Source organism: Microcoleus sp. LAD1_D5, assembly GCF_036702115.1.
Classification (GTDB): Bacteria; Cyanobacteriota; Cyanobacteriia; order Cyanobacteriales; family Microcoleaceae; genus Microcoleus.
In genome coordinates, this window is the sequence record NZ_JAUBSA010000092.1 from 16349 (window position 1) to 18039 (window position 1691).

Here is a 1691-nt window from a genome sequence, read left to right on the forward strand (position 1 = left end):
GACTATTAATTCAATTCAGTTTTTGTTAAAAACGCTAAAAAATAGCTAATTTTTGTGCGCCCTAAAGTCAGGCAAGTGCAGTATAAAGTCAGGCAAGTGCCGTATAAAATCAGTGAGATTACAGGCATTTGCAGGGGCTGCACTCTACCTGTATTTACCCGAAAATATCCTGCAAATGCCTGAATTTGTCGGTCAAATTGCTGCTTTTTTGTGCTGTTTGTGCCTTGACCTGTTGGGACTGCTTATAGTTGTTCTCTCTCAGTAGCAAGCAATGGTTTTGTCCGTACAAACCTGACTTTTACGTGCAGAGAAAAAATAATGCACCTTTATGAATGGGGCATTCTAGGTGTTAAGGCGCTTGATTTTTACCCGCTCTTCGACTGTGCCGACTGCTCACATTGCTCCTGTTGTTGTGGCGACTTTTGTGGCAGCACAGGCATCAATTCCTGCCGTCACACCTGGGTAGCGAGTGATCGGCTTGAGCGACAGCTCGATCGCCCATGACGGAGCTCATAGAATCAAACAGGCGATCGTTGGCTGCTGGTGGAATTTGCCCAGTTCAAACAGCTTGTGAGTTCTCCGGCAACAACCGGGAAAGGCATAAAAGCTAACAATTTCTAACAAAAGTTAATAAAGCTGATCGCCCATAGCTTCTGTCAGTGGTTGCCTCTTCCGTTTCAGAATTGAAGAGATAACCAGGGGCGAACACATAATTTTGCATAAATTCGCATAAATCAGCATATTGCTGTTCGATTTTTCGGTCTAGTCATGGAGAAATTGGGGGCGATCGGCTTGTTGGGTAGCCGGATCGCTCCTGGTTGATTCCTCGGTTAATCGATAGTGAATAAGGAAGCCACTATTTCTATAAAGGGATAGGCGGAGATACAAGCCATTTACCTCAAATTGGCTTGCTAACTGATTTAGCTTAAATCTTTGCTAAGCGGGGCTTTGGGCCCTGTTCGCAAGTTTCTGCACAATTGCTACTCAAACCTCTGTCACTGCTCTGCTTCAGGTTTAGGTTCCTTCGGTTTTTTCTCAAAGACTTGGATATTTGGGTCTGATAGCACAAAGCCGTTAGAGGTTGATTCACCCATCTTGCCACCGATAGCAGCTACCCACATGGGATAGTTGGTAGCAGCATCCTCAAGCTTCTTCCATATTTTTGGCTTAACAGTAACAGACACTACCCGACCGTCACAGTCAAGCTCAAAGGTTTTCCAGTTGTCTTTGTTAGTCTCTACGTTGTTCGGTAGTTCGTTAATTTTGATGATGAGTTCAAGCTTGCCAATTGTCATAGCTAGTTTCGTTGGTTTAATGCGTTGCTTTTCTGGCACTTTGCCAGCTTTGTTATATTTATTCTCTAGCCTAGGGGTTGAAACCGCTACAGCTTCATCAGGATAAGTGACATGGTTTATCAAGCGGTCTAACGACCAAGCTCACCCGCTCTCGAAAGGGAGTGAGGAACGAATGGACTTTAGGCGGTCGGGTGCAGCGCCTTGTTGTGTTGTTGTCATTAGGGCTTTGCAGACTGAACTCGCAACTTAATAATCTAAACTTATTAACTTAGGCTCACGGTTCGACGGACTTAATAATTTCAATGAGTTTGAATCGTTCACATTAGACCTCTTGCAAAAAAAATCTATGCTATAATAGAAGGTTTTCAATTTAATCCCCCTAGAGCTAACTCATAA

2 protein-coding genes are annotated in these 1691 nt (G+C 43.8%); one reads left to right on the plus strand and one right to left on the minus strand.

Features of this window, described 5'->3' with window-relative positions:
• Positions 1-112: 112 nt before the first annotated feature.
• Positions 113-265, plus strand: a complete 153-nt coding sequence (locus QUA70_RS25300) for a hypothetical protein (protein WP_333335406.1) — start codon at positions 113-115, stop codon at positions 263-265.
• Positions 266-995: 730 nt separating this feature from the next.
• Here the strand turns inward: QUA70_RS25300 and QUA70_RS25305 are convergent.
• On the minus strand, positions 996-1334 hold the full coding sequence (locus QUA70_RS25305; RefSeq protein ID WP_333410716.1) for a hypothetical protein: 339 nt from the start codon (positions 1332-1334) through the stop codon (positions 996-998).
• Between the last annotated feature and the right edge of the window lie 357 nt (positions 1335-1691).